This is a genomic window from Nocardia vaccinii NBRC 15922, assembly GCF_001613305.1.
Lineage (GTDB): Bacteria > Actinomycetota > Actinomycetes > Mycobacteriales > Mycobacteriaceae > Nocardia > Nocardia vaccinii.
Genome location: NZ_BDCC01000097.1, coordinates 1 through 20,030, shown reverse-complemented (window position 1 = coordinate 20,030; position 20,030 = coordinate 1). Strand labels below are relative to the sequence as shown.

The window sequence follows — 20,030 nt, the reverse complement described above, 5'->3', positions numbered from 1 at the left end:
CACTGTGCGACAGTAGGGCGGGGTCAGGTGAGTGTGGCGGGTCTGAAAAGTGTTGGGGCGGAGCCGTAGTGGGTTTGTGAAGAAATTTGCGGCATTTCGGGCGTGAGTGAAACTTGTCGGTGGTCGGTGCGATGGTTTCTGTATCCCCGGCGGACGGGGTGGTCGATGACGAGGGGTAGGGATTTGGAGCTCAGCGTGGCTGCGCGCTCGGTGTGGGCGAAGTCGCCGAACAGTGATGGTGCGTGGTTGCCGTTGTGGCAGCACATGGATGATTCGGCGGACGTGGCCGGGTTGCTGTTCGATCATTGGCTTGCCCCTGCCGTGGCGGACCGGTTGGCGGATGAGTTTGGGGGACAACGCGAGTCGGCTCGCGCGGCGGTGCGGTTCCTGGCCGGGATGCATGACTTGGGGAAGGCGACGCCGGCGTTCGCGGTGCAGCATGATCTGCTGGCGCAGCGGATGCGGGCGTGTGGGCTGGGCATGCCGGTGACTCGGCGCGAGTTGGTGGATCGGGTCAAGACACCGCACGCGGTAGCGGGGCATCACCTCCTTATTGGCTGGTTGCGTGGCCGGGGGTGGTCGAAGCGACGGGCCGCGGCGTGGGCGGTGGTTCTGGGCGGACATCACGGTGTGCCGCCGGATTCGGTTGTGGTTCAGGATTCGAGCCCGTTGGGGTATCCGCAGCTGTATGGGGAGGGCTGCTGGGAGTCGGTGCGGGCCGAACTCGCGGACAGGGTCGCGGCCAGGACCGGTGCGGTTGATTATCTGGATCAGTGGTGCGACCTGGCGCCGTCGGCGGGGTTCCAGATCATCGTGACCGGGCTGGTGATCATGGCCGATTGGATCGCCAGCAACGAGGAGGTGATGCCGTTCCTGACCGGTGAACTTCCCGAAGTCGAGGATGCGACGGACCGGGCGGCGCGGGCGTTCGGCCGGTTGGCGTTGCCGTCTGCGTGGCGGGCGCAGGCGGCCGGGTTGTCGGTGTCGGATTTGTTCGCGGCGCGGTTCCGGTTGCCTGCCGGTGCTGAGCCTCGGCCGGTGCAGATCGCCGCGTGTGAGGTGGCCCGCGGTATGACGGCGCCGGGGTTGTTGATCATCGAGGCCGCGATGGGGGAAGGGAAAACCGAAGCCGCGCTCGCGGCCGCGGAGATCATGGCCGAACGGTGGGGTGCTGGGGGCGTGCACGTTGCGCTGCCGACCCAGGCGACGACGAACGCGATGTTCGATCGGGTGGTGGCCTGGCTCGATGCGATGGGCGCGGACGGGCAACAGGTCGGTGCGATCACGCTCAGTCACGGCAAGGCGCGGTTGAATCGGTTGTTCGGCGGCATGGTTCGTCAAGGGTGGCGGCGGTCGCTCGAAATCGGTTGCGACGAAGACAGTTCGGGACACGAACGCGGGCGGGGTAGGCCGGGGCATTCGGTGGTCGCGCACGCGTGGTTGTCGGGCCGTAAGAAGTCCCAGTTGGCGAATTTCGTTGTGGGAACGGTTGATCAGCTGTTGTTCGCGGGGTTGAAGGCGCGGCACCTGATGTTGCGGCATCTGGCGTTGGCCGGGAAGGTCGTGGTTTTGGACGAGGTCCATGCCTACGACGCGTACATGAACTCCTACCTCACCAAGGTGGTGATGTGGCTGGGCGCCTACCGCGTTCCGGTCATCGCGCTGTCCGCGACGCTGCCGAACGATCGCCGCACCGAACTGCTGCACGCATACCAGCAGGGTTTCCTCGGGTCAGCCGCGGATCTGCCCGCGATGACCGACAGCATCGAGGTGGCGGGTTATCCCGCGTTGACGTGGACCGAGGGAAGCGATGTGCGGGTGCGGGGTGTGGAGCCGTCGAGCCGAAGCACGAGGATTCAGGTCGAGGCGCTCGGTGGCGGTGCCGACGACGACCTCGACGAGTTGGTCGCGGTGCTGAAGGACCTGCTGCGTGACGGGGGTTGTGCTCTGGTGGTGCGTAATACGGTCCGTCGTGTCTTGAGTACCGCCGAGAGGTTGGAGACCGAGTTTCCCGGCGAGGTGTGCGTGGCGCACGCTCGTTTCCTCGCAGCGGACCGGGCCCGCAAGGACACCGAGCTGCTGGACGAGTTCGGGTCACCGGACCGCGCGGTGCGCCGCCCTGATCGCAAGATCGTCGTCGCCTCCCAGGTGGTCGAGCAGTCGTTGGACATCGATTTCGATGTTCTGATCACCGATCTGGCGCCGATCGATCTGATCTTGCAGCGCATGGGGCGTCTACATCGGCATGAGCGCGGAAAAGACCAGTGCCAGCGGCCCTCTCGGCTGCGGACCGCGCGGACCTATATCGCCGGGGCGGATTTCTCGAGCGCACCGCCGGCGTTGGAGACCGCGGCCGCGCGATATGTGTATCGGGAGTATCCGCTGCTGCGCGCGGCCGCGGTCCTGCAGCCGCGGTTCGGCGGCACGATCGCGTTGCCGAATGATATTGCGCCCCTGGTGCAATTGGCTTACGGCCCGGACGTCATCGGCCCGTCCACATGGCAGGAAGCGATCGTTCGGGCCCGCGCGGACTGGGAGCAGAACGTCACACGCCGCGCGGAGAAGGCCACACACCACCAGATCGCCGCGCCCGGCCCCGCGGGCCGCCCGATCATCGGGTGGCTGTCGGCGAATATCGGTGAGGCAGACGACGAATCGCACGGGCAAGGCCAGGTCCGCGACGGTGCACCGAGCCTGGAAGTCGTCGTCATCGAGCAGTCCGAGTCCGGTGCATGGTTCACCCCTCACTGGCTGCCGGAGGGCGAGGCTCGACGTCCGGTGCCGCGAGGCGACGTTCCCGATGAGGATACGGCCGCAGTGATCGCCTCCTGTGCGTTGCGGCTACCGCTGACGTTCAGCAACGCCGCTGCCGAGGAAGCGTTGTGGGCGGCCACGCCCGAGGCGTGGGAGTCCTCACCGGTGATCTACCGGCTCCCAGTGCTGGTCATCGATGAGCAAGGCCGAGGCGAGATCGATGGGCGCGCGGTCGAATACACCCCTGAGCGAGGACTGGAGGTGCCCGACAGTGCCGCGACCTCCGCTGTCTGATCCATCTCGACGTGTTGAACGTTGGCTGAAATCGGGTGACGCTGATACGCTTTCGTTCGCCACGACGCGCCACGTGTTTTCCCGGGCCTTCTGGGATGAACCAGTTCATCACGCTGGTGGGGTGCGTCAGGGCAAGTGGTCCCCGGCTCGTGCGGGGATGGCCCGGGATGCGGGTCGCGAAGGGGAACGGCCGGCCGACAGTGCAAAACGAACGGCCCCCCGCTGCAACGGGGAGCCGTTCTTCTTCCTCGCTAGCTCAGACACGCTGGAAGGAAGAAATGCCAACTGTACAGTCGGAGTCCGTCGACCACCGCGCTGGCCGACACGGACGCGTTTTTTCAGCGCGCCTTGCGCTGATTCTCGCTTTTTCAATGGTCACGGCGACATTTGCAGCCACGGCAGCCGGGTTGTCGGCATGGGCGCGGTTCCATGGCTCCGCAGGAGAAGTGATGGTCCTGGCCATCACTATATGTACGGCCGTCTCCACGTGGGTCGCCGTTGCCATGGCGACGGTCGCATCTCTGCACCGGCTCATCGACTAGGCCGACTCTGCACAGTTTCAGGGAGGGAGAGGCAATGACACGTGCGGATTTGTCGTTCAACTTGTTGGATGACCCGTGGATCGTGGTGCTCGATCGTGATGGAGTCGAGCGGCAGCGATCGGTGCTCGAGGTATTCGAGCAGGCACACAATGTGGCCGTGATCGGCGGCGAGGTTCCGACACAAGGGTTCGCGGTGCTGCGACTGCTGTTGGCGTTTCTGCATCGGGCTCTGGACGGGCCCCGGGATGCCGACCAGTGGGCCGCATGGTGGGAGGCGGCCGAGTTACCGATCGACCCGATTCGCCGTTACGCGCAGCGGGTGCGCGGTCGTTTCGAACTGTTCGATCCGGTCGCGCCGTTCTTTCAGGTCGCGGATCTGCACACCGAGAAGGGCGAGGTGTCGGGTCTGGAGAAGATCGTCGCGGATGTGCCGAACGGGGCGCCACTGTTCACCACACGCTCGCCGGCAAGCCTGACACGTATCGAGCCCAGCGAGGCTGCTCGCTGGTTGGTGCACGCCCATGCGTTCGACCCTTCGGGAATCAAGTCGGGCGCGGTGGGCGATGCAAATATGAAGAAGGGCAAGGGGTATCCCATCGGGACCGGATGGTCGGGACAGCTGGGATGCGTCTACGCGCACGACTCAGACTTGCGAAAAACGTTACTGCTGAACCTGATTGCCCACGATGCGACAGAGTGCGCGAGTCTCGGTGCAGCGCAGGACCTTCCGCCGTGGGAGCGTGAGCCCGATGGTCCGCAGGGGCGTGAGCGCCCGCCGAACGGCACGGTCGATCTGTATACGTGGCAGTCCCGCAGAATCCGGCTGGTCGGTGACCGGGGTGGGGTGAGCGGTGTGGTGTTGGCGAACGGTGACCGAATCCAGCCGCAGAATCGTCATGGTCTGGACCCGCATACCGCGTGGCGGTACTCCGAACCACAATCCAAGAAGCTCAAGACCGATGTGTACATGCCGTTGACGCATGATCCCGAGCGGGCGGTGTGGCGAGGGATCGGTGCGCTGCTGCCCTCGGTGTCCGGCCGCCGCGGCGACAAGTCCGAGCCACAGCGCTGGCTCGCCCCCGGGGTGCTGGCGTGGGTCGGGCGGCTGGTATCGGAAGATGTTCTGCCCGAAACGTATTGGCCCGGGATACGAGTGGTCGGCGCACAGTATGGTGCGCAGAGCGCGACGTTCAGCGACATCGTCGATGATGCGCTGTCGCTGTCGGTGGTGCTGTTACGCCAAGATCACCCCGCCGCGGGAACGGCCGCGACCAACGCCGCCGAGGACGCCGACAAGACCGCCGTGGCGCTGTGGCGTCTCGCCGAGACCATCGCCCAAGCCAGTGGCGGCGAACCGAAATCCGGGGCCGGAGACCGCGCCAGAGAACAGCTGTATGCCGTGTTGAACAGACCGTACCGCCGGTGGCTCGCAGCGCTGGGGCCCGATGCGGATCTGGCCGCGGCACGTATGCGGTGGCAGTGCTGCGTGCGGGAGCTGGTGCGGCCGATCGTGGGTGAGTTGGTGGAATCGGCGGGGCCCGCGGCGTGGAGTGGGCGGGTTATCGGTGATCGGCATGTGAACGTCGCGCTCGCTGAGGCATGGTTCACTGCGGCACTGCGCACCGCGCTGCCGCTGGCTCATAGTCGTTCGGAGACAACAACATCGCAGGAGGTGGGGGTGTGAGCACCACGACCGAGCAGACCTCGGCGGCCCCGGCGCGGGCCTACCGGCTCGCAGTGCTGGGCCGCGCGTTGGACGGCCAGCTGAAGCGGTTACAGGCCGAGTTCCGGCAGGGCACACCGTCCGCGCGGGCGGACCTCGCGCGCCTGCGGCGTGGCTTGGGTCGCCCGCCCGGCGAGATGCCGGAAATCTGGGGGTTGACGATCGCCGTGGTGCCCGAGGAGGTTCGATGGGGCCCCGGCGAGCGCCGCCTCGACGAGCATGGGCAGGAGCTCGCCAGCCGCACCGAACAAGCCGCCCACGCCGCGTTGACCCTGTTCGCGCTGCACCAGCAGTCCATGACCGGGCCGGCGCATGTGCCCGGTGTTCGGTTCGGCACCGCGGTGCGGAATCTGGCCGCCCACCCCGAGCGCAGTACTGATGCGATCACGCGCCGGTTCATGGCGGTCTCCACCGCACAGTCGATGGATGAGTTGCTCGTGCACGTGCGCGGGTTGATCACCCAATTACGTGCGGACCAGCGGGGATTCGACTACGCGCGCTTCGCCGATGATCTGGTTGACCTGTTGACGCCGGGCCGGGAAGTCGGTGCCCGGCTGGCGTGGGGCCGGGACTTCTACCGCATCAACAGGGGCACCGAAACACCGACCGGCGACACCGAAAAGTCCAGTGACACCGACACATCCGCCACACAGGAATGAGCCAGCGATGAGCCGTACCCTGATCGATATCCACATCCTGCAGACCGTCCCGCCCAGCAACCTGAACCGGGACGACACCGGCAGCCCCAAATCCGCCACCTACGGCGGAGTCCGGCGCGCCCGGGTATCGAGCCAAGCCTGGAAACGCGCCACGCGCGTTGCCTTCGACGACACCCTCGACAGCTCTGAGCTGGGTGTGCGCACCCGCCGTGTCGTGGAACTCCTGGCTGCTGAAATCAGCACGCAGTCACGCGAATTGGCCGACCGCGCGAACGAGCTGGCGATCGCGGCGATGACGGCGGTCGGCATCACGGTCAAGCCTCCGAAGAAAGGCGCGACCGAAGAAGCCGGGTACCTGGTGTTCCTGAGCCGCCACCAGATCCAGGCCCTGGCCCGAGCGGCAGTAGACGCCGCCGACGCTCCGGATGTGGAGAAGGCCCTCAAACAAGCCAACGTCAAAGAACTGGCCGATCGAGCGCATTCGGTGGACATCGCGTTGTTCGGGCGGATGGTCGCGGACCAGGCCGACCTGAACGTGGACGCGGCAACCCAAGTGGCACACGCGATCAGCGTCCACCCGGCCGAAACCGAATTCGACTACTTCACCGCGGTCGATGACTTCCTCGGCGACCACGAGACCGGCGCAGGAATGATCGGTACTGTCGAGTTCAACTCCGCCACCCTCTACCGGTACGCCACGGTGGATGTGAACCGGCTTCAGGACAACCTCGGCGACCCCCTCGCGGCCCGCCGAGCGGTCGAGGCATTCGTGGCCTGCTTCGTGCGCTCGATGCCTACCGGCAAGCAGAACACCTTCGCGAACCGGACGCTGCCCGAGGCCGTGGTCGTGCTGATCCGCGATTCACAGCCGATCAACCTGGTCGGCGCCTATGAGAGCGCGGTCCGCGAATCCGACACCGCGGGACGGGTCAAACAGGCCGCCGAACGACTCCGCGACGAAGCCAAGGAAATCCAGCACGCCTACGGTGAAACACCGGTAGCGAGTTGGGTGACCCGGCTGGGATCGGACACCGCGAGCCTGGACGACCTCGGCCCACGAGTCCCGTTCACCGACCTGGTGATCAGCGTCGGAACCCTGGTCGGCGAACGACTCGGAGACCAGCCGTGAGCGTCGTGGCACTGCGCCTGGCCGGGCCGCTGCAGTCCTGGGGATCCAGCAGCAGATTCGTGCGCCGAGACACCGAAGTCGTACCGACCAAGAGTGGTGTGCTCGGAATGGTCGCCGCGGCCAAGGGAATTCGCCGCACCGAACCGATCGAGGACCTGCTGGGGCTGCGGTTCGGAGTCCGCGTCGACCAGCCCGGCCGGCTGACGCGTGACTTCCAGACTGCCCAGCGCCGCCGCGCCGGACGAGACGGCCGGATCATCCAGCAGTCGCTGCCGTTGTCCTACCGCTACTACATCTCCGACGCGGTGTACCTGGCGGTACTCGAAGGCGAACCGGCACTGACCGAAGGGATCGACGCGGCGGTCCGGCAACCAGAATTCCCGCTGTATCTGGGACGACGCTCATGCCCTCCCGCAGGCCCGGTCGCGCTCGGTGTCTTCGACACCAGCCTGGAACAGGCCCTGGCATCACATCGATGGCTGGCCAGCACAACAGTCCGGAAACGCAAGCGCGACCGAGTCGTGCGGCTGGCCACCGTGACCGATGCCCCACCAGGACAGGCAGGCCAGGAAATGTTCCGGGACACACCGGTCAGTTTCGATCCCCACCGGCGTGAATACGCGTGGCGGGCGGTGCTGCGCGACACGGTGTCGATCGAGAACCCCGACGGGACGCGAGAACCTGCGGACGAGCACGACCCGATGACACTGCTGGAGGGATGAGATGTTCCTGACGCGGATGCCGATCAACACCCGCCGCCGCGGCGCACAGACGCTCCTGGCTTCACCACAAGCCATGCACGCCGCGGTCATGAGCGGGTACACGGACGCCACCCCGACCGAAACCGGTCGAATCCTCTGGAGGACAGACACTTTCGAGCGAGCCAAGACGGTCTTGTTCGTCGCCAGTCCCGGCAAGCCCGACTTCACCCATATCGTCGAGCAAGCCGGATGGCCCACGACCGAGGCATGGGACACCCGCCCGTACGACCGACTGCTCGACCAGCTCGAACCCGGTCAGCAGTGGCGCTTCCGGCTGACCGCGAACCCGGTACACGCCGCCCGCAAAGAAGGCTGGGCACAGACCAAACCCCTCGCGCACGTGACTGTGCGGCAACAGGAACAATGGCTGCTGGACCGCTGCGAACGAGCCGGATTCCACATCCCGCTCCGGTCCCCGAACGACGGGCCGGACAGTGACCGCGAACTCGTGATCACCGACCGGGCGGTGCGGCGTTTCTCCCGAGGCACCGCACGCGTCACCATCGCCACCGCAACCTTCGAAGGCCTCCTGGAAGTGACCGACACTGCCGCACTGCGGCACACGCTCACCTTCGGACTCGGGCGCGCCAAATCCTATGGATGCGGACTGATGACGCTGGCTCGCCCGCACACAGCCAGCAGCTGATGAGCGGTATCGGGCGGCGGCCCACGCAATCCCAGGAACTCACTCGCATCTCGGATCGAGTGTCGTTCCTGTATCTGGACAGGTGCGTGGTCAACCGGGACTTCAACGCGATCACCGCTACTGATGAGAAGGGCACGGTGCACATCCCCGCCGCCGCGGTCGGGGTGTTGTTACTGGGGCCGGGAACCACCATCACGCATCAAGCGATCGCGCTGATGTCCGACAGCGGATCGACCGTGGTCTGGGTGGGTGAGCGTGGAGTGCGCTATTACGCCCACGGCGTGGCACTGTCGAGGTCCTCACGGCTGCTCGAGGCACAGGCCGCAGCGGTGAGTAATACGCGATCTCGACTGCGGATCGCCCGCGCGATGTACGCGATGAGGTTCCCGGATGACGACGTGTCGGAGCTGACGATGCAGCAGCTTCGCGGACGAGAAGGTGCCCGCGTACGCCAGGTGTACCGCCGGCACTCCGAGCGAACCGGGATCGAATGGAACCGCCGTGCCTACGACATCGAGAACTGGGAAGACGGCGATCCAGTCAATCAGGCACTGTCCGCGGCGAATTCATCCCTCTACGGCGTTGTCCACTCGGTCATCGTCGCCCTGGGCCTTTCGCCGGCCCTCGGATTCGTCCATACCGGCCACCACCGATCATTCGTCTACGACATCGCCGACCTCTACAAGGCGGAACTGACCATCCCCATCGCATTCGACATCGCCGCCGAAGAAACCGAGGACATCGGCGCGAGCACGCGGCGCCGCGTCCGCGACCAGCTGCACGACGGCAAGCTACTTTCCCGCTGCGCCAACGACATTCAACGACTCCTGCGCGAAGAGTCCAACCCTGACCCCGAATTCCCCGAACTCGAATTCGAGGTCCTGTCATTGTGGGATGAGCGCACCGAGAACGTGCCCGGCGGGGTCGGTTACGGAGACGAATTTTGACCGTCGTTGTACTCACCGCTGTACCACCGGGTCTGCGAGGGCACCTTACTCGATGGCTCCTGGAAATCAGCCCCGGCGTGTTCATAGGCCACCTCTCCCCTCGTGTGCGCGAGCTCATGTGGGAACGGATCGTCGAATTCGTCTCCGATGGAAGAGCACTCATGGTTTTCACCGCTCGCAACGAACAGCGCCTCACCTTCAAAGTCCACGGACACGACTGGACCCCGGTCGACTATGACGGCATCACACTGATGCAGCGTCAAACCGTCCCCGACTACATCCCCATGACTCGGACCCCGCCAGCACCCAACAGCACCCCGTCCGCCTCCGGAGCCCGACTACCAGACGACACCGTATGGCGCCGTCGGGCCGCGCGCCGCAAGTTCAAGCCGAAGTAGGTCATCAACGAATACCCAATACTCCCGCTGCCGGAACGAAACTGAATGAAAAACCACCGATCTCACTGCGGAAGGCCAGGTCAGAAAGTGTGCTCCCCGCGCACGCGGGGATGATCCGCTGCAAGGCCGGTTCGACCGCGCTCACGGACTGTGCTCCCCGCGCACGCGGGGATGATCCCGCGGTGATATCGGGGTTGTTCGGGGTTGTCCCGTGCTCCCCGCGCACGCGGGGATGATCCTCCGGTTGATGACCGCCGCGCACCTGGCCGCGTGTGCTCCCCGCGCACGCGGGGATGATCCTTCGGCCGACCGGCCCGGTCGGTCTGGACGAACGTGCTCCCCGCGCACGCGGGGATGATCCTCGACCTCGAGTGCGGTCGCGATGCGGTCGAGTGTGCTCCCCGCGCACGCGGGGATGATCCCGCACCGGTGCCGCCGAACGCCGCGATCGACCCGTGCTCCCCGCGCACGCGGGGATGATCCTTCATCACCGCCTACGAAGAAGGCTGGGGTGTGGTGCTCCCCGCGCACGCGGGGATGATCCGGGCATGGCTGCCGCGACGTGGCTGCTGGATGCGTGCTCCCCGCGCACGCGGGGATGATCCGCTGTGCGCTTCGTCGACTACGACGAGGATGATGTGCTCCCCGCGCACGCGGGGATGATCCGGCCGGCCGAACGCTCGACCGGCCTCACCCGAAGTGCTCCCCGCGCACGCGGGGATGATCCGCACGCTCACCTCGGCCAGGCTCTCACCCAGGCGTGCTCCCCGCGCACGCGGGGATGATCCGTCCAGGCTCTGCGGCGACAGCTCCTTGCCCTGGTGCTCCCCGCGCACGCGGGGATGATCCCGCGCGCACCAGCGCCCAGTAGTCGCCGATGTCGTGCTCCCCGCGCACGCGGGGATGATCCTGGTGCATCCAGGCAACGACATTCAGCGTCATCGTGCTCCCCGCGCACGCGGGGATGATCCGGGCTATGTGTATAGGCTGCTCGAGCTGAAAGCGTGCTCCCCGCGCACGCGGGGATGATCCTTCATCGAGCGCGTGCGTGGCAAGGAGGAAAAGGTGCTCCCCGCGCACGCTGGGATGATCCCGCAGCTAGCGACCGGACTGGTGTCCGCGCCGCGTGCTCCCCGCGCACGCGGGGATGATCCCGTCTGGTTCGCCACACCGATACTCGCTGGATAGTGCTCCCCGCGCACGCGGGGATGATCCTAGATGGGACGGTTCGCGGGCATCCCGCACAGGGTGCTCCCCGCGCACGCGGGGATGATCCCGCACAAGGGTTGCGGACCACTACCGGGAAGGAGTGCTCCCCGCGCACGCGGGGATGATCCGGAATTCGACAAAGCCGCTTGGGCAGCGGCGGAGTGCTCCCCGCGCACGCGGGGATGATCCCGAACGCCGCTACGGGTTGCTGCTGGTGACGTTGTGCTCCCCGCGCACGCGGGGATGATCCGTTCTCCGCGTGGGTGGCGATCGCCATCTGCCAGTGCTCCCCGCGCACGCGGGGATGATCCCATCAGAGCCACACCCCGACCACATCCACATACGTGCTCCCCGCGCACGCGGGGATGATCCCAGCTCAAGGCCAAGCTCGAGGATCTGGCGAAAGTGCTCCCCGCGCACGCGGGGATGATCCTTCGGGCAGGTCCCGCACGAACGTGGGCTCGGTGTGCTCCCCGCGCACGCGGGGATGATCCTCGTGCTCAGCGACCAGATAAACCGCCTGGCGCGTGCTCCCCGCGCACGCGGGGATGATCCCCGCCTCCGCAGGTACATCTTCGGCGGTCAACGGTGCTCCCCGCGCACGCGGGGATGATCCGTCACAGGCCCACCGCCTGCTCAGTGCGCCGGTGTGCTCCCCGCGCACGCGGGGATGATCCGCCAGCGGAGCTGGTGCGGCAGCCTGGTGAGTGGTGCTCCCCGCGCACGCGGGGATGATCCCGAACGTCGCTACGACAGTGACCACAAATTCGTGTGCTCCCCGCGCACGCGGGGATGATCCGGTGACCGCCGACTTGCAGGCGCAGCCGCAGATGTGCTCCCCGCGCACGCAGGGATGATCCCCGCGCTGACGCAGACGGAGGTTCGGCGGAGTAGTGCTCCCCGCGCACGCGGGAATGATCCTCCACCCCTGATGGAGGTGCCCTCATGGGCGAAGTGCTCCCCGCGCACGCGGGGATGATCCGATCGGCCCGTTGTCACCCGGGGTGTCCGTGACGTGCTCCCCGCGCACGCGGGGATGATCCCAAGCGCACGCTGTTTGAGATCGCTCTGCGGCGGTGCTCCCCGCGCACGCGGGGATGATCCGCAGCGCGGCGGCATCTTCTCCACGGCCAAGCAGTGCTCCCCGCGCACGCAGGGATGCTCCGGCGTTCACACGGATCGCGATCCGGATCCCATGCTCCCTGCGAAGGGGATGATCCGGAGAACATCGCCAGCGTGCGCAACCTGTTCCAATGCTCCCTGCGCACGCGGGGATGATTTGTGCCGGTCCATGCCTGTGGTGATATCAATGCCGTGCGGTGTACCGGCTACAACCGTCGTCGCCCGTGGATTGTGTTGACTCCGATGGGAGCCGGGCTGCAGTGTCGGTGGTGCGGTCGCTCACCCACGCGATTTCGTTCATAATTGAGCGCATCGCGTGCTGAAGTCAGTTCAGAGCTTGACCGTTAGCTGGTCGAATTGGCGGCTGAACTGCTGTGCACGGTCGCTCTGCGACTTTTCGGCCATGGCGCGCACGGGTTGTAGTTCGGCTACCAGGCGCTTGGACTTCACGGGTCCTTGCAGCAGGGTGAGCGCGGAAAGCCCTTCGGTCAGTGCGGTGTTGGTGTCGCCCAGCCGCGCGAGGGCGGCCGAATAGTAGGCGCGGTAGGAGGCTTCGTCACGTGCCTTGGCGTGTGCGCCGACGCTGGCCTGGTAAATGGTGACAGCGATGTCGTGTTGGCCGAGGAAGGTGCGGGCCTGCGCAGTGATCGACTGGATCTCGGCCGGTGTGACGAAGTGCAGCCAAATGGGGTCTTCGGGGTCGTCGAGACCGCGGTCGACTTCGCGCAGGGCCTGGCTGATCGCGGCCTCGGTTTCGCGGTGGTCTCCGACCGCGGCGTAGGCGACGGCTTGCCGGGCCGCGTGCAGGGCGTGCAGCCGGGTGGAGGGGACGGTGCGGATCGCGTCGGAGATGCGAAGGCTCAGTTGGAGTCCTTCGCGCATGTTTCCGGTGCGCCAGGCTTGGTGGCGCAAGTCGTCCATCGTGTTGGACCACAGATAGGAGTCACCGGAGCGTTCGGCCAGGAGCAACGCTTCGGTGAAGCATGCTCGGGCGGCGTGGTGGTCTCCTGAGTCGAATGCCAGCCAGCCTGCGCAGTCGACGAGGTTGCCTGTCGCGCTGGCCAGTTTGATCCCGGTGCGTTGGTCGTAGTTTGCGTGGTCCAGTAGGTCCCGGGCCAGTGTGCACTGTTTGATCGCAGTTTCGACCAGGCCGCCGGATCCGTGCTCGGCGTCGTGTTCGAATAGCCGGTCGGTGACTTGGGTGAGGTAGGTGATGTGGTCATCGCCAATGGTCATGCGGGTTGATGCGGACGCGGCGGCCGGGAACGGTGTGGCAGCTGCGATCGCGGTGCCGAACATGGTTAGTCCGAATTGCCTGCGGTCCACGTCTTGGTCTCCTTCGTCGGTATCTTCGATGGTGCCGACTTCGTCACTTCCGAGCAACACTGGAAGAAGCGCTCGGCGTGGGACGCCGAGGAGATCAGCAACTCTGGTCATCTCACGGCAGTCGTATAGAGTGCCGACCTCGTCGCGTTCGACGCGGCCCGTGTGCGAGCGGTCCCAGTGCAGAAGTACACCGAAGTTGGCTTGAGACAGCCCGGCCGCTTTCCGGATCAGCGCGAACGCTCGCCCAGGCTGTTGCTTGGCGAGCAACTGCCGAAACTCCGGCGTCTCCCATGCGGACGCTGACTTATCACTCACGGCCACCCCTCGACGTGAATCGTGTTGTACAGCAACCGTAAGCGGTAAGCATCGCGTCATCAGCGCAATCACCGATGTCGACCACGGCAACGGCAGATACTGCGCAGCCTCGGTGCGCGCTCGCGGCTGTCGCGGTGAATGTGCACTTGGGGTGATGCTTGTCTCAGTCCCGCTGCCGGGAGGAGAACGGTGCCTTTCGGAGCCGGTCTGCCACCTACGAGTGATGCCGCAGATCGGTGACACCCCGGCAGCGGGGCACTCCAACACCCGTCGCATGCCCACGCCGCGCAGTCAAGCCGCTGTCGACGGGATGCACAGCAGCAGCAGGAGGAGAGACCTTGACCATCCGCATGTCCTCGCCCCCATCGGAGGCAGCGTCGTGACCACTGCCGCCGACCCGATCATCATGTGGCCGCCGTCGCCGGATTTCTGGTCAACCCAGTTTCCGGGCAAGACCGAAGACGCGGCCACGCCGCATCTGTTCAAGGGCCTCGTTCCGGGCGACCGTCTGGGTCCGGACGACGTCTTGGACGGGCTGCGCAGGTTGCGCCGTGCCGCCCGACGCGGTGAGCCCACCAGCGCGCGCACCCGCGTCTACGTCGGCGAGGAACGCCTCGACGAGGCGATCGCCGCAGTGCTGACTGCTCCGTGGACCGATGAGGACTTCGTCGTCTGGATGCAGAAACTCACTGGCGCGCAGCGATTCTCACTGGTGATCAACAATCTCGAAACCACCTCGCCCCGGCTGGCCGCAGTGCTGGGCGAGCTGATGGGATCTGTGCACGCCGGATGGGGCATTCCGATCGGCGGCAGCGAGCAGGTCGCCTTCGCCGGCAACTACTCGGGCACTGCTTTTGGCGTGCACGAAGGCTATGAGGACGCCTTCCTGGTGCACCTCGGCCCCGGGGTCAAGCACTTCTACACCTGGTCCGGCGAGCTGTATCAGGGGCTGACCGGCGGTCGTGCCCCGAGCTTCGGCGACTATACCGCGCTTCTGGACCACGGTGAACGGTTCGACCTCGAGCCCGGAGACGTGCTGTTCCTGCCGCGCCGCGTATTCCACGTCGGCGTGCAGGACGAGTTCTCCATCTCGGTCGCGTGCCCTCTGTACACCTACTCCGACACTCGCATCCTGGCGCTGTCGATGTTGCCCGCGATCCTGGAATCGGTTGTGCCCAGCGACGTCGCGGACGAGACGCCCTCGCCGATGCATTCCCTGGCCGCAGGCAGCGCTCCAATCGTCGCAGGCTTGACCACTGCGGCCACCGACATCCTGACCATTGTGTCCGACCAGCTCGAGGACAAGATTCGTGAGATGGTCGGCGCCCGGTCGCGCACCCTGGCCAGTAACGGCGGCTGGGAGGCCACCGAGCACGATCTCGCCCGCACCGACGCGGCCCGTGAGGCTGCCGCGGCCCTGGCGGCCGGTTGTATCCACATGCGGGTGGTAGCACCGTACACACTGCATGCCGATCCGGATATCGACGACAGTCTCCACATCGGAATCACCTTGCGCGGCTTGGTATTCAGCGCTCCAGAATCCGCAGCCTGGGGCGCGGCTCTGGCAGCTCTGGCCGATGGGCGCAGCGTGCGCATTACCGACGAACTCGCCGGAGAGACGTTGACGATGCTGCTGGCAACCGGCGGCATCCGGGTGTTCACCGATCTCGGCCAGGAGGCCCGGTGATGGCCTCGAAGGTGCAGGGGTACCTCGAGCACAACCCGGGGACCAAGGCCGCGATCACCAGTGTCTTGCTCAACACTCCCGAGGTCAGCGGCAACGATCTGGTCGACAAGCACATGGTGCCGATGGTCGCCGCGCTGTTCGAGCAGATCACCGCCGAGGTGTCACCGGCTGGATTGTCGAAAGATCAAGCCGCCCTGTATATCCGGGAGCTGAGCGTGTTCGCCCGCTACAATTCCGACTTCCTTCGCCAAGCCGCGGACACAGTGCAAGGCGGGTGTATGGAGCTGGCACACGAGTTCCGCCGCAACCATCTCGAGGAAGGCGGGGAGCGTGGCAAGGTCCCCGCGCACTACACCCTCTACTCCGGGGCGCTGCTGGCCGATCTCGGCTTGCTCGTCAACGGACATCTGCCGGCCCCGGAAACCCTCACCCTCGTCTCGCTGCATGACTGGCTGGTCATCGGCTCGTCGGTGAGCCGGATCTGCGGTGGCTATTACGCCACCGAAGGCGTAGCGATCGACGAAACCGAGCTGCTGCGCAAGATCACCGACCGGTACGCCGCACTCACCGTCGGCGGCGGCACCGAGCTGCCGCACCTGGACTATTACTACTCGCTGCACCTGGACGAAAGCCACGAGGCCGCGGCCGTGGATGGCATGAGCGTCGAGGCCGCTCACATCGAAGGCATCGCGAGGTTCATCCGCGAGTACCAGCTGTTCGGCCTGGACCTGTCACAGATCCTCGACGGCTGGCTCCAGATCCTCGAGGGCATGACCGCCTGGTGGTCGCAACTGGCCACCCGTGCGGGCACCCTCCCCTGATTCCCGCAGTAACCCACCCGAAAGAGAAGGAGAAAATCACTATGGCGACCATGCTCAAGAGCGGTGTGCGGCCCGACGCGCTCAAGGCCGGAGTCCGGCCCGACGCCGCCCTGAAATCCGGGGTGCGCCCCGATGCCGGGCTGAAGTCCGGTGTGCGGCCTGACGCCCTCAAGGCTGGTGTCCGCCCCGACGCCGTCTAACGCCGCCGCAGAGCGGAATCCGCTGCGCGGGACCACAACTCGAATCATTCGTGGTCCCGGCCACCACTGACCCGATGCCGATCGAGGGCGCCAGCGCCCGGCCACAGGCCGAGCGCTGGGCTCTCGGTCCAGAACTCAGCGTGGAGAGTGAGCATGACCATCGCGGCGCGCGAGCCCACCAGACGACGCCCCTCGGCAGGAGCCTCCGGACCGGTCCGATGTACCTTCGGCGCCGACCTGGTTGCCCGCATGAACACACTGTGTGCCCGCTCCCGCGTCGACGGCGCACGAGACCTGGCACGTGACTACCTCGCCGCCGGCCTCACCGCAATGGTCGGGATCCTCGTCGGCCACCCGATCCTGACCGTGGCGTGCATGATCTATATCGGGTTGCGGCAGCGGCACTTGTCGAATTTGACCCACGAGGCGATCCACACCAAGCTCACCCGATCGCGCCGTGCGAACACCATTATCGGGCATCTGAACTGTTTGGCCCTGGGCGAGCCGTACTCGCCGTATCGACGCACTCACCGCATCCACCATGCCAAACTCGGCAGCCCCGAGGACCCGATGCTGCGCTCCTACATCTCCCGTCGCGCCCATGCGCAGTGGCCGGACAAGAAGGCGTTCGTCACCCACGTGATCGTCGGCAACGCGCTGTGGAAGCTTCCGGGGTACGGATTGCTCACTCTCGCAGGCAAAGCCAGTGATGAGAGCTGGAAGGCCGCCACCACCCGCTGGGCGACCTGGACCGCCGCGGCCGGGACTGCGACCGTTCTGGGCTACGGCCTGGACTTCGCGCTCTACTGGGCGCTGCCGCTGATCGTGGTCCGCCCCATCGCCACCTGGCTGACCGACCTGGGCAACCATGCCGGGCTGATCCACAACGAGGACATCCTGCACCAAACCCGCGGCTGGACCTCCCACGTGGTGACCCGGCATCTGCTCGGCGGCCACAACGACGACATGTATCACCCGATCCACCACTGGTTTCCCGGCCTCGGCTGGCGCGAGCTGCCCGTGGCCGCCGCCATCCTGTGCGAGCACTACCCGCGCTGGAACGAAGTGCACTGGTGCTCGGGCTACTTCTTCCGCCGCCGATCCACCCCGCACATCCCGTGCGTGCTCGACGACATCGTGGCCTCACTGCACCTCCAGCTCACCGAACACCAGCCCAACACCTGAACCTCGCCCCCCTTCTCGCACTCTGAACAGGATCTGAATGTCTGTGCCGGTCAACAGCTTCGATGAATTCACCACGCTCGGGGAGGTGATCGTCGGCGATCCCCGCAGTTACACCTCGCACGACCTGGACGCCAGCTTCCGGCTGTTCTACCTCGACAACGTCACCCCAGCCACCAGCGCGGGTGGTCGGGAGCTGGCAATCCCGCCCCGGCTCGTCGACGAACTCGAGGAAGATGTCGAAGGGTTCTGCATCGCGCTGAACGAGGCCGGGGTGCGGGTGCGGCGCCCCGAACCCGTCACCCGCCGTGCGGTCATCTCCTCGCCGTGGTGGTCGGCTCGGGAAACGCCGCCCTTGAATGTGCGGGACCAGACGATCATCCTCGGCGACACCATCGTGGAGACCGCCCCGCACATCCGCGGCCGGGTGTTCGAGAACGACTACCTCAAACCGCACTTCTACCGATACCTGGCCGCCGGCTCGGGTTGGCTGTCCATGCCGCGCCCGGCGCTGGCGCGCCACTCGCTGGACCCGAGTTACTTCGACGGCCAGCCCGTCGACCTGCCCCAGATCACCGGTGACACCGATACTCGCGTGCTGCCTGGGCTGGGCCACGAGCTGATTTTCGATGGCGCCCAATGCGTCCGGATCGGGATCGACGTGCTGGTCAACGTCGCCAACACCAACCACGAACTGGGCCTGGCGTGGCTGCGCCGCACCTTCCCCGAGCTGCGATTTCACCAGCTCGACGGCATCGCCGACAGTCACATCGACTCCATCGTCGTGCCACTGCGGCCCGGCCTGCTGATGCTACGGTCCACCGACTATCTGGCCGCCCTGCCCGAACCCTTGCACGGGTGGGACATCATCGTTCCCCCCGAACAGGACGAGGACGCCTTCCCGGACTACTCCGACTTCGGATTCGCTTTGACCTCCCGCTATATCGACATCAACGTGCTGTCGATCGATGAAGACACCGTCGTGGTCAACAGCCTGTGCCCGGATCTCATGCGCACCTTGGAGAAAAAAGGCATGACCGTGATCCCGGTCCAACACCGGCACCGCCGACTGTTCGGCGGCGGATTCCACTGCTTCACCCTGGACACCCACCGCCGCGGCGGGCGCGAGGACTACTTCGCATGACACTCAGCCCTTTCCAGCGGATGCTAACTCGGCGCGAAGCCATCGAGGTCAAATCCGAGCTGCTGTACAAGATCCGGGCTCTGCTGCGCGAGAACGGGTTCTCCGAGGTCATCACCCCGACCTACCGGCAGGCCGACGACCTGACCGGCAACCGCGCCCGCGCCGCAGTCGGTGGCCGCGACGGGTGGTTGCGCAGCATGATCGGGCCCGCGCTGCGCTACCAACTGGCCCACGCCCCACAGGTATTCGAGATCGGCGCCTGCTTCCGCAACGACACCGCCGACGCCACCCACATCCCCGAATTCAGCATGCTCGACCTCTACGCCGCGGACTCCAGCTACGACTTTCTGCTCGATCTGGCCGAGCAGTTGGTAGCCCTCGCACACCCCGGCACCCCACGGCGGATCTCGGTCGCCGACCACCTCGCCGCCACCCTCGGCGTCGACCTGACCCTCGAGACCCTGGACCGGCACACCGCCGCTCTCGCCGATCATCTCGATCTGCCTGGCGGCACACCGCTGTACGAGCTGTTCGAGGCATATATCGCCACCGAGCTCGAACCACGCACCGCCGGGACCGCGACGTTCCTGGTCGATATGCCCTTGGGCGGCAACGAGCCCTGCGCCAAACTCCGCGAGGGCACCGCGGCGATCCTGAACAGGTTCGAAGTATTCATCGACGGTGTCGAAGTCGTCCACGGCTACGAGGACGAGACAGACTCCGAAGCGTTCATCGCCCGCGCCAGCGCGATCGGCCTCTACAACCACGAACAATCCCTGGTCCAGCATGCGATCCGCGCCAGTGCCGTCCCGACCCGTAGCGTCGGGCTCGGCATCGGAATCGAACGCCTCTGCATGGCCGCCACCGGCACCCACGACATCAGCGTCTTCCGGCAATCCTCGGTCTTCTGATCTCCCGGACCACCGCTACAACCCGAACGTCCCGGATCGGCCCGCCCAAATGCTCTACGCTGGCCCGGTCCGGTGACGCGCCGCAACCCGGCACCGTCGCCAAAGCGCGCTGTTCGCAACATAATTCGAGCAAAGAGGGGAACATCGATGAATGAGGGTGGCTGTCTGTGCGGCCGGATCCGATTCCGTGCTGGAGGTGAACCCATCTGGCCACACTTGTGCTTCCCTGATGATTGATTGAGTTCAAGAAACTCACTCTG

16 protein-coding genes and 1 CRISPR repeat array are annotated in these 20,030 nt (G+C 66.1%); of the genes, 14 read left to right on the top strand and 2 right to left on the bottom strand.

The window, feature by feature from the left end:
- Positions 1-195 precede the first annotated feature (195 nt).
- The 8 genes from cas3 (at position 196) to cas2e (ending at position 9,853) form a co-directional block, all read left to right on the top strand.
- Positions 196-3,048 carry a CRISPR-associated helicase Cas3' gene (cas3, locus tag NV1_RS40840; protein WP_245714190.1) on the top strand — a complete coding sequence of 951 codons (2,853 nt, stop codon included), beginning with the start codon at positions 196-198 and terminating at the stop codon, positions 3,046-3,048.
- Between the two features lie 576 nt (positions 3,049-3,624).
- Positions 3,625-5,274: a type I-E CRISPR-associated protein Cse1/CasA gene (casA, locus tag NV1_RS40835; protein ID WP_067904827.1), complete on the top strand. Its 1,650-nt coding sequence runs from the start codon at positions 3,625-3,627 to the stop codon at positions 5,272-5,274.
- Positions 5,271-5,972, top strand: a complete 702-nt coding sequence (gene casB, locus NV1_RS40830; protein WP_067904824.1) for a type I-E CRISPR-associated protein Cse2/CasB — start codon at positions 5,271-5,273, stop codon at positions 5,970-5,972. The genes casA and casB overlap by 4 nt, the downstream gene beginning before the upstream one ends.
- A gap of 7 nt (positions 5,973-5,979) precedes the next feature.
- Positions 5,980-7,101 (top strand): type I-E CRISPR-associated protein Cas7/Cse4/CasC, encoded by a 1,122-nt coding sequence (cas7e, locus tag NV1_RS40825; protein ID WP_067904821.1) that lies wholly within the window; start codon positions 5,980-5,982, stop codon positions 7,099-7,101.
- Positions 7,098-7,823 carry a type I-E CRISPR-associated protein Cas5/CasD gene (gene cas5e / locus NV1_RS40820; RefSeq protein WP_067904819.1) on the top strand — a complete coding sequence of 242 codons (726 nt, stop codon included), beginning with the start codon at positions 7,098-7,100 and terminating at the stop codon, positions 7,821-7,823. Before cas7e ends, cas5e begins: the two co-directional genes overlap by 4 nt.
- A gap of 1 nt (position 7,824) precedes the next feature.
- Complete coding sequence (gene cas6e, locus NV1_RS40815; RefSeq protein WP_067904817.1) at positions 7,825-8,508, top strand: type I-E CRISPR-associated protein Cas6/Cse3/CasE; 684 nt, start codon at positions 7,825-7,827, stop codon at positions 8,506-8,508.
- The gene (gene cas1e, locus NV1_RS40810; protein WP_067904814.1) at positions 8,508-9,455 is read left to right on the top strand and encodes a type I-E CRISPR-associated endonuclease Cas1e; all 948 of its coding nucleotides are present in this window, start codon (positions 8,508-8,510) and stop codon (positions 9,453-9,455) included. Before cas6e ends, cas1e begins: the two co-directional genes overlap by 1 nt.
- Entirely contained in the window at positions 9,452-9,853 is a 402-nt protein-coding gene (cas2e, locus tag NV1_RS40805) for a type I-E CRISPR-associated endoribonuclease Cas2e (protein ID WP_067904812.1), read from the top strand. The genes cas1e and cas2e overlap by 4 nt, the downstream gene beginning before the upstream one ends.
- Positions 9,854-9,942: 89 nt before the next feature.
- A CRISPR array of direct repeats spans positions 9,943-12,227; the repeat unit is 28 nt; unit sequence GTGCTCCCCGCGCACGCGGGGATGATCC.
- A 287-nt stretch (positions 12,228-12,514) separates the two neighbouring features.
- On the opposite strand, the gene NV1_RS40800 is transcribed toward cas2e, so the two are convergent.
- Positions 12,515-13,897, bottom strand: coding sequence for an NsdA family TPR-like regulatory protein (locus tag NV1_RS40800; RefSeq protein WP_157117752.1), 1,383 nt, complete (start codon positions 13,895-13,897; stop codon positions 12,515-12,517).
- Between the two features lie 307 nt (positions 13,898-14,204).
- Between NV1_RS40800 and NV1_RS40795 the strand changes: the two genes are divergently transcribed.
- Genes NV1_RS40795 through NV1_RS44865 form a run of 3 tightly spaced genes read left to right on the top strand, consistent with a single transcriptional unit; the run spans position 14,205 to position 16,533 of the window.
- A complete protein-coding gene (locus tag NV1_RS40795; RefSeq protein ID WP_169813554.1) occupies positions 14,205-15,512 on the top strand; it encodes a JmjC domain-containing protein in 1,308 nt (435 codons plus the stop codon).
- The gene (locus NV1_RS40790; protein WP_067904803.1) at positions 15,512-16,333 is read left to right on the top strand and encodes a DUF3865 domain-containing protein; all 822 of its coding nucleotides are present in this window, start codon (positions 15,512-15,514) and stop codon (positions 16,331-16,333) included. Before NV1_RS40795 ends, NV1_RS40790 begins: the two co-directional genes overlap by 1 nt.
- Before the next feature lie 41 nt (positions 16,334-16,374).
- On the top strand, positions 16,375-16,533 hold the full coding sequence (locus NV1_RS44865; protein ID WP_169813553.1) for a hypothetical protein: 159 nt from the start codon (positions 16,375-16,377) through the stop codon (positions 16,531-16,533).
- A gap of 44 nt (positions 16,534-16,577) precedes the next feature.
- Here the strand turns inward: NV1_RS44865 and NV1_RS44350 are convergent, their stop codons facing one another.
- Complete coding sequence (locus tag NV1_RS44350) at positions 16,578-16,784, bottom strand: hypothetical protein (protein WP_157117749.1); 207 nt, start codon at positions 16,782-16,784, stop codon at positions 16,578-16,580.
- On the opposite strand from NV1_RS44350, the gene NV1_RS40785 reads away from it, so the two are divergent.
- The 3 genes from NV1_RS40785 to NV1_RS40775 are packed head-to-tail and all read left to right on the top strand — an operon-like array spanning position 16,783 to position 19,770.
- The gene (locus tag NV1_RS40785) at positions 16,783-17,718 is read left to right on the top strand and encodes a fatty acid desaturase family protein (RefSeq protein WP_067904800.1); all 936 of its coding nucleotides are present in this window, start codon (positions 16,783-16,785) and stop codon (positions 17,716-17,718) included. The genes NV1_RS44350 and NV1_RS40785 overlap by 2 nt on opposite strands.
- A 37-nt stretch (positions 17,719-17,755) precedes the next feature.
- Positions 17,756-18,859, top strand: a complete 1,104-nt coding sequence (locus NV1_RS40780; RefSeq protein WP_067904797.1) for an inosamine-phosphate amidinotransferase 1 — start codon at positions 17,756-17,758, stop codon at positions 18,857-18,859.
- Positions 18,856-19,770 carry an amino acid--tRNA ligase-related protein gene (locus tag NV1_RS40775; RefSeq protein WP_218027367.1) on the top strand — a complete coding sequence of 305 codons (915 nt, stop codon included), beginning with the start codon at positions 18,856-18,858 and terminating at the stop codon, positions 19,768-19,770. Before NV1_RS40780 ends, NV1_RS40775 begins: the two co-directional genes overlap by 4 nt.
- Positions 19,771-20,030: the final 260 nt, after the last annotated feature.

Excerpts from the sequence above, each read along its gene's own strand:
- casA (WP_067904827.1), top strand. The coding sequence starts at position 3,625 with ATGACACGTGCGGATTTGTCGTTCAACTTGTTGGATGACCCGTGGATC.
- cas7e (WP_067904821.1), top strand. The coding sequence starts at position 5,980 with ATGAGCCGTACCCTGATCGATATCCACATCCTGCAGACCGTCCCGCCC.
- cas6e (WP_067904817.1), top strand. The coding sequence starts at position 7,825 with ATGTTCCTGACGCGGATGCCGATCAACACCCGCCGCCGCGGCGCACAG.
- cas1e (WP_067904814.1), top strand. The coding sequence starts at position 8,508 with ATGAGCGGTATCGGGCGGCGGCCCACGCAATCCCAGGAACTCACTCGC.
- NV1_RS40790 (WP_067904803.1), top strand. The coding sequence starts at position 15,512 with ATGGCCTCGAAGGTGCAGGGGTACCTCGAGCACAACCCGGGGACCAAG.
- NV1_RS44865 (WP_169813553.1), top strand. The coding sequence starts at position 16,375 with ATGGCGACCATGCTCAAGAGCGGTGTGCGGCCCGACGCGCTCAAGGCC.
- NV1_RS40785 (WP_067904800.1), top strand. The coding sequence starts at position 16,783 with ATGAACACACTGTGTGCCCGCTCCCGCGTCGACGGCGCACGAGACCTG.
- NV1_RS44350 (WP_157117749.1), bottom strand. The coding sequence starts at position 16,784 with ATGCGGGCAACCAGGTCGGCGCCGAAGGTACATCGGACCGGTCCGGAG.
- NV1_RS40780 (WP_067904797.1), top strand. The coding sequence starts at position 17,756 with ATGTCTGTGCCGGTCAACAGCTTCGATGAATTCACCACGCTCGGGGAG.
- NV1_RS40775 (WP_218027367.1), top strand. The coding sequence starts at position 18,856 with ATGACACTCAGCCCTTTCCAGCGGATGCTAACTCGGCGCGAAGCCATC.